General features: G+C 41.3%; 7 protein-coding genes. 6 read left to right on the plus strand and 1 reads right to left on the minus strand.

Annotated elements, in window-relative coordinates; translation table 11 throughout:
* Nucleotides 1-125 precede the first annotated feature (125 nt).
* The 4 genes from KTHG_RS03500 to KTHG_RS03515 all read left to right on the plus strand — a co-directional run bounded on the left by KTHG_RS03500 (nt 126) and on the right by KTHG_RS03515 (nt 3,828).
* On the plus strand, nt 126-1,373 hold the full coding sequence (locus tag KTHG_RS03500) for a methionine gamma-lyase family protein (RefSeq protein ID WP_020189542.1): 1,248 nt from the start codon (nt 126-128) through the stop codon (nt 1,371-1,373).
* A gap of 167 nt (nt 1,374-1,540) precedes the next feature.
* On the plus strand, nt 1,541-1,927 hold the full coding sequence (locus KTHG_RS03505; RefSeq protein WP_044527207.1) for a MerR family transcriptional regulator: 387 nt from the start codon (nt 1,541-1,543) through the stop codon (nt 1,925-1,927).
* 53 nt (nt 1,928-1,980) lie between these two features.
* Nucleotides 1,981-3,315 (plus strand): type I glutamate--ammonia ligase, encoded by a 1,335-nt coding sequence (glnA, locus tag KTHG_RS03510; RefSeq protein WP_020189544.1) that lies wholly within the window; start codon nt 1,981-1,983, stop codon nt 3,313-3,315.
* Between the two features lie 150 nt (nt 3,316-3,465).
* Nucleotides 3,466-3,828 (plus strand): immunoglobulin-like domain-containing protein, encoded by a 363-nt coding sequence (locus KTHG_RS03515; RefSeq protein WP_020189545.1) that lies wholly within the window; start codon nt 3,466-3,468, stop codon nt 3,826-3,828.
* A gap of 114 nt (nt 3,829-3,942) precedes the next feature.
* On the opposite strand, the gene KTHG_RS03520 is transcribed toward KTHG_RS03515, so the two are convergent.
* On the minus strand, nt 3,943-5,112 hold the full coding sequence (locus KTHG_RS03520) for an MFS transporter (protein ID WP_020189546.1): 1,170 nt from the start codon (nt 5,110-5,112) through the stop codon (nt 3,943-3,945).
* Nucleotides 5,113-5,215: 103 nt separating this feature from the next.
* Here KTHG_RS03520 and KTHG_RS03525 point away from each other — a divergent pair, with 103 nt between their 5' ends.
* Together KTHG_RS03525 and KTHG_RS03530 are read left to right on the plus strand one after the other, a co-directional pair.
* Nucleotides 5,216-6,103 (plus strand): LysR family transcriptional regulator, encoded by an 888-nt coding sequence (locus KTHG_RS03525; protein ID WP_020189547.1) that lies wholly within the window; start codon nt 5,216-5,218, stop codon nt 6,101-6,103.
* Between the two features lie 49 nt (nt 6,104-6,152).
* The coding region (locus tag KTHG_RS03530; RefSeq protein WP_139991855.1) for an FRG domain-containing protein at nt 6,153-7,505 on the plus strand (1,353 nt) is incomplete at its 3' end.

The raw sequence follows: 7,505 nt of genomic DNA on the forward strand, positions 1-7,505 counted from the left end.
ACCAACTCCTTTCATTTAATCCAATGAATTGTAACAAAAACTTGTCTGTTTTTCACTAAGTTTGTTTGACGATTCGTTATTTATTGTTAAGATTGAAGAGAACTTTAAATAAGGAGTGGAATTAGATGGCATTCCAATCAACATTAACTGCACAAACGCAGCAATTAGGAAAAGAAATCGAACAAAAAATAACAGCACAATTTGAGCGTATCGAAGAGATTGCTTTTTATAACCAACAAAAGGTACTCGCAGCATTTCGTAACAATCAAGTAAGTGAAAATCATTTTAATGGTACGACAGGCTATGGCTATGATGACGAGGGCCGTGACAATTTAGAACGCGTTTATGCGGATGTTTTTGGTGCAGAGTCAGCACTTGTACGTCAACAAATTATCTCGGGCACACATGCGATTACGTTATCATTATTTGGCGTATTACGTCCTGGTGATGAATTAATGTATATTACAGGGCAACCGTATGATACATTACAATCAATCGTTGATGGTGGCGACAAAGATACCGGCTCGCTAAAAGACTGGGGTATTGATTATCAGCATATCGATTTAAATGCAGCAAATAAAGTGGATTTTGATGCGGTAAGAGCAGCGATTTCAGAAAAAACAAAAGTGGTGGCCATTCAGCGTTCAAAAGGTTATGCAACACGTCCTTCATTTACGATTGATGAAGTCGCAGAAATGATTCAACAAGTACGTGCAATGAAAGAAGATGTCATTATTTTCGTTGATAACTGCTACGGCGAATTTGTTGACTACAAAGAGCCAACAGAATTAGGTGCGGATTTAATGGCCGGTTCGTTAATTAAAAATCCAGGTGGTGGCTTAGCAAAAGTGGGCGGCTATATTGCAGGGCGCGCGGATTTAGTTGAGAAATGCGCGTACCGTATGACGACGCCAGGCATTGGTGCAGAAGCGGGTCCGTCATTAAATACATTAACGGATATGTATCAAGGTTTCTTCCTATCACCACATGTTGTATCACAAGCGTTAAAAGGCGCGGTATTCTCAGCAGCGATTTTAGAACATGTCGGTATGACACCAGAACCACGCTTTGATGCGAAGCGTACGGATTTAATTCAGTCTGTATCTTTTAATAATGCACAACAAATGATTCAGTTCTGCCAAGCTGTCCAACAAAATTCGCCTGTTAATGCACAGTTTGCACCGGAGCCATCGCTTCTACCAGGTTATACAGATGAAGTCATTATGGCAGCGGGTACATTTGTGCAAGGCGCAAGTATCGAATTTTCTGCGGATGGTCCAATTCGTCCTCCGTACACGGTCTATATGCAAGGTGGTTTAACATACGAACATGTGAAAACAGCCATCTTAAGCGCTGTTCAGCAAATGCACTAATAATAAGCGAGCACGTCCTCAGTTATGCGGAGATGTGCTCGCTTATTTTCTTATATTCTGATTCGATTGAATTGTTCGAAAAATGATATGTTAATTTTCCTCACATAGAATTGACATGAAAACTAACATGGTTTAGTATAGGACTTGTGAAAGGCGAGGTGAGCGAGATGAGTCGTGAGATAAGACGCTCGATGCCACTACTACCTATTAGTATAGTGATGCAGTTAACGGATTTAACCGCACGGCAAATTCGTTATTACGAAGAGCATGAGTTAATCGAGCCTGCGAGAACAGAAGGCAATCGCCGCATGTTTTCACTCAATGATGTAGATGCCTTATTAGAGATTAAAGATTTACTTGACCAAGGCATCAATATGGCAGGGATTAAAAAAGTTTTTGCATTAAAGAACGAACCTGTAGTAACGAACCAACATAAAAAAGACATCACAGACGCGGACTTACGCCGCATACTTCGTGAGGAAATGCAGCAGGCTCAGACCATGCAACGCACTTCGCTCAGACAAGGTGATTTATCTCGTTTTTTTAGACGTTAAAAAAATGAGTTTGTAAATAATACGTAAAACAATTAATTAGGAGCTGATTTTCAATGGGTAAGTATACAAAAGATGATATTCGTAAATTGGTTGAAGAAAAAGAAGTAAAATTCATCCGTCTTCAATTCACAGATATTCTAGGTACAATTAAAAACGTTGAGATTCCTGTATCTCAATTAGAAAAAGCACTAGACAATAAAATGATGTTCGATGGTTCTTCAATCGAAGGTTTCGTACGTATCGAAGAATCAGACATGTACTTATATCCAGACCTTGATACATTTATCGTATTCCCATGGACAACTGGGAAAGGGACTGTATGTCGCTTTATCTGTGACGTATACAAAGCAGATCTTACACCATTTGAAGGGGATCCACGTAACAACTTACGCCGCATCCTAGCTCGTATGGAAAAAATGGGCTTCTCATCATTTAACTTAGGACCTGAACCAGAATTCTTCTTATTCAAACTAGATGAAAAAGGCGAACCTACTTTAGAATTAAATGACCACGGTGCTTACTTTGACTTAGCACCAACGGACCTTGGTGAAAACTGTCGTCGTGATATCGTTCTTGAACTAGAAGAAATGGGCTTTGAAATTGAAGCATCTCACCATGAAGTGGCTCCTGGACAACACGAAATCGACTTTAAATATGCAGATGCCATCACAGCTTGTGATAACATCCAAACATTCAAATTAGTAGTTAAAACAATTGCACGTAAACACGGTTTACATGCCACATTCATGGCAAAACCATTATTTGGTGTCAACGGTTCTGGTATGCACATGAACGTGTCCCTATTTAACGGGAAAGAAAATGCATTCTTCGATGAAAATGCAGAGATGAAATTATCTGAAACTGCTATGCAATTCATGGCGGGCGTATTAAAACACGTTAAAGGGTTCACAGCAATCACAAACCCAACAGTAAACTCATACAAACGTTTAGTTCCTGGCTACGAAGCACCTTGTTACATCGCTTGGTCTGGTCAAAACCGTTCACCATTAATTCGTGTACCAGCTTCACGTGGTTTATCAACTCGTATCGAAGTACGCTCAGTTGACCCAACGGCGAACCCATACTTAGCAATGGCTGTAATTCTTGAAGCAGGTCTTAACGGTATTGAACAAAAATTAACACCACCAGCAGCAGTAGACCGTAACATCTATGTAATGGATGCTGAGGAACGCGCTGAAGCAGGTATTGGCAACTTACCAGAAAGCTTAAATGATGCGCTAAAAGAATTAGCAGCAGATAAAGTAGTCCAAGATGCACTTGGCTCACATATTTATGCCAACTTCAAAGAAGCAAAAGAAATCGAGTTCGATATGTTCCGTACGAATGTACACCCATGGGAACGCGAGCAATACATGAAAACATACTAAGCCGATTTATTCAATCGATGCTTGAAAAAATCCCACGCGATCATTCGCGTGGGATTTTTTTGTTTATAATAAAAATAAAGGGGTGTGTTTGCATGAAAAAGATTTTTTCTACTGAGCATGCCCCTTTCATCTGTTTAAGTAGGAGGGACAATGAATCATATGAATCTAAAAGTAGCGCCGCAGCAATTACTCGAGCAAACGCATGTGTCACTACAGCTTGTAGAAAATTCTGTCACAGCGCATTCACTCCAACTAGCAATAATGAATCATACAAGCGAAGAGCTTGTATATGGCGTCGGCTATGAAATTGACGTGTTTAAAAAGAATACGTGGTACACGATTGATGCCGGGCCATTTGCGGTTATCTTACTGGCCATTACATTACCTGCACATGGCCATACTACCGAAGACATCGACTGGGCACATACATATGGTGCGCTACCGGCGGGGATGTATCGCCTTGTAAAAATGATTGGGCCGTACCGCACTGGTGTAGAATTTAGTATTCGTTAAAAAAGCAAATACATGGGAACTGACCCATGAAAGTGAGACAAAGAAAAAGACACGATTTTTCAGCAGATTTTAATCCTTGAACGTGTCTTTTTCTTTTTATGTTGTCTGAGATTTTTAGGCTACAGCTGTATGCTTAATGCGTAATTTTATAAGTACGACGAATACGAAGGCAAGTGCGGTACAGCCGATAAGTAATAAGGCGGCACCGTTCCAGTCGTATAGGTCATAGAAGTGACCGCCTAACGTACCGATGACACTCGAGCCGATATAGTAAAACAATAAATAAAGGGAAGATGCATAGGCTTTTACATCCGGTGCTGCAGAACTTGAAACCCAGCCACTGACAAGATTATGCCACGCAAAGAAACCACATGAAATAATGAATAACCCAGCTAGCATACTAATGAGTGAGGGCATCATCGTAAGGGCGAGACCAACCGCGGTCACGACAAGGCTGACGCGCAGCATTTGCCCACGTGTGAAACGACCGCTTAAACGACCTACCGTCATCGAACCAATCGAGCCAAGTAGCTGAAAGACAAAGACGAAGCCAACAATCGTTTGGCTGAGGCCGTAATGTGCCATTAACGGGAAGCCGACGAAGTTAAAGACTGCGACATATACACCAAGTGCTAAAAAGCCCAGGCCGTAAAAGTACAGTAGTTTCGCATCTTTACATGCTTCAAGTAAGCCGTGTCCCCAGTTGTGGAATGAAAAGCGCGTCTTATGAAAGTTTTTAGAAGGTGCAATTAAAAGTATAAAGACGATGGACAAGAGCGTTGTTAGGGCGCCGAGTGTCCAAATGGCGATATGCCAGTTTGTTAAATCGAGCATCGTACTAGAAACAATACGTCCAAAAAAACCACCGAAGCCACTGCCGGTAATGTAAATGCCAAGTACTTTTGGAAACTCTTTTGCCGCAAGCTCTTCTGCTAAATACGTAACGGCGATGGCCGGAAAGCCACTGAGTGCGATGCCTTGCAAGGCGCGAATGCCGAGTAAAGTTTCGAAATTGGGCGCGAAGCCAACGACGAGATAAAGTAGTGACGAACTAATTAATGAAAAGACCATAATATTTTTGCGGCCGATAGAATTCGAGATGGCGGCCATAATTAACATACTAAAGGCGAGCGTAAACGTTGAAATCGACAACGCCAAACTTGCCTGTGATGATGTTAAGTGAAAATCGTTTGTAAAATGCTGAATAAATGTTTGTGGACCATATAAATTTGCGAATGTGACCATGCTACCGATAAGCATGCCCCACATGATTTTTGATGTCATAATGCCAGCTCCTTGTTCTTTATGATACGCCCACACTTTCATAACGTCTAATACTTAGTTATTATTAAATTAATAACTTTTAGTTAATAAAGGAGAGCTCGAAATGGAGATGCATCAACTACGCTATTTTAAAGAAATAGCGGAATTAAAACATTATGGTAAGGCAGCGGAGCGACTGCATGTATCACAGCCAGCATTGACGAAGGCCATTCATAAGCTAGAAGACGAACTAGAGGTGCTATTATTTAATCGTACGGGACGCTCGATTGACAGTAGTAGCTACGGCCGAGCTTTTCTACCGTATGTCGAGCGTGCCTTAAAGGAGCTAGAGCAGGGAAGGAAACAACTGCAAGGAATGAAAAATCCATCGACAGGGACGGTGCGTTTAGCATTTTTACAATCGATTGGTACAACGCTTCTACCGACAATTTTACGTGATTTTCGACAAGTCTATCCGGCAGTGAGTTTTGATTTAGTGCAGTGTAGCTCGAAGGAGGCGCTTGATTTATTGGAGCGCGGAGACATTGATTTATGCCTTATTACTAATTTTAGTCACACATTTGATGCCGAAAATTGGGTGCCGCTAAAGCGTGAGCAATTGTATGGTTATTGTGCAAATGCGCATGAGCTCGCTGTGTCTGATGGCTGGCCACTAGCACAGCTTGCGGCGTATGACTTTGTCGGGTTTAAGGATGAGCAGCTGATGCAACAGCAATTTGTAAAGTGGTGTCGTGAAGCGGGCTTTATGCCAACAATGGTGTTCCAAGGGACGGATGTGCCGACCGTTGCGGGGCTTATTTCGTCGGATCTTGGCATTAGTATTTTACCGTATTACTCTGGGCTAGAGGCATTACCTATTCACCGCTTTACCATAACAGATATGGACTGTACACGTGATATTGGCCTTGCGTGGAAACGTGGCGGTGTGTTGACCGCCTCGGCGCAGTTATTTGTCGATTTCACAAGTGGGCAACAAAATAATGGTTTTTAGAAGTATGAAAAACGCAATCGTTATATAATGAGGGCGAGGAGGCGTTTACATGAATACTGAAAAATACTTTGAACATATTGGTAGCTTTCTCGATATGAATAATTACGTGTGCGTCGATGATTATTTACGCACACATGGCCTAGATGCTACCTCCATTGAGGAGATGAAAGCGTGGATTGAATCACGTTTTACAAAGAGTGGCGAACGGATTAGTAAACTATATTTTGAACGCTTATTAGAAGCGGTTACCTTACTTAAAACGGACTATGAAGTGTATTTGCGCGAGCGAGAAGGACAGCGACAACTGATTTCAGATAACAATACAAAGCAACGTGAATTATTTGCATTATACACAGAGCGTAGGCAGGAATATGCGACGCTATCAACAACGATTGCGAAGCAGCAGCAAGCACTAGACCGTATGAATGAACGGATGCTACAACGTTTTAATTTAGAAATACAGCAGCAAGAGGCATTAGATGACCAGGCGATTCTTTCAGAGGAGCTCGCGCAAAAGGAATTGCATGATAAGCTGGAATTATCGCGTCGAAAACGGTCCTCCTTAAATCGAAAAATTAATGATATTTCAAAAAGCATTCGTAATTTAAAATCGCGACTAATTGAGTTAGACCGCGACTTAAATGCCTTTGAGCAAGACAACCGTGCACTGAAAAGTCACTTTATGCAGCGCTTGAAAAAAGTATTTCAATTTATGATTTTCCGCACGACCACGCATCACAAGAAGCTTTATATGTACAATGCGATGATGTATCAGCTCGAGTTTATTGAAGATGAGAGTGCCTTTAATAAAATGCTTATTAATCAAAATCGGAAGCAGCAGCAATATGATGGGCGGATTTTACATGAAGAGGCGAATGAATGGCAGCTGAGGGCGTACCGCAAAGAATCGGAGTGGATTTTAAATCATCTCGGCGAATTTGAATCAAGTCATACACTGCGTAATATTTTAGATAGTGATGACGATCAAAATGAAATCTTCGTGAAGCTACAGCATATTACACCGTTTTATAGCCGGTTATTTGATGAATCACGTCAGTATGATGAGTATGAGGTTGATGAATATCATTTCATGTACCGTGGCCATAGTGATTCGAACTATAGCTTAGCACCAAGTATTTATAGGAAGCAGAAATGGCTAGAGTCGGAAGAAAAAATGTATCGTGATTTGCATATTAAATGCTCAGAGGAATTGTCACAGTATAGTCGAGGACTTGAGGTGCTTGCATCGATGCAACATTACTCACTACCGACGCGTTTACTCGATTTAACGAGTAGCCCGTTAATCGCATTATTTTTTGCTACAGAGATGGAACCTGACATGGATGGAGAATTTTTAGTGTTTGCGGAGGAAGAGCGGGGTATTGAGTATTATGATAGCGAT

The sequence above is a fragment of the Kurthia sp. Dielmo genome (assembly GCF_000307285.2).
Taxonomy (GTDB): Bacteria; Bacillota; Bacilli; order Bacillales_A; family Planococcaceae; genus Kurthia; species Kurthia populi.

Excerpts from the sequence above, each read along its gene's own strand:
- KTHG_RS03520 (WP_020189546.1), bottom strand. The coding sequence starts at position 5,112 with ATGACATCAAAAATCATGTGGGGCATGCTTATCGGTAGCATGGTCACA.
- KTHG_RS03515 (WP_020189545.1), top strand. The coding sequence starts at position 3,466 with ATGAATCATATGAATCTAAAAGTAGCGCCGCAGCAATTACTCGAGCAA.
- KTHG_RS03525 (WP_020189547.1), top strand. The coding sequence starts at position 5,216 with ATGGAGATGCATCAACTACGCTATTTTAAAGAAATAGCGGAATTAAAA.
- glnA (WP_020189544.1), top strand. The coding sequence starts at position 1,981 with ATGGGTAAGTATACAAAAGATGATATTCGTAAATTGGTTGAAGAAAAA.
- KTHG_RS03505 (WP_044527207.1), top strand. The coding sequence starts at position 1,541 with ATGAGTCGTGAGATAAGACGCTCGATGCCACTACTACCTATTAGTATA.
- KTHG_RS03500 (WP_020189542.1), top strand. The coding sequence starts at position 126 with ATGGCATTCCAATCAACATTAACTGCACAAACGCAGCAATTAGGAAAA.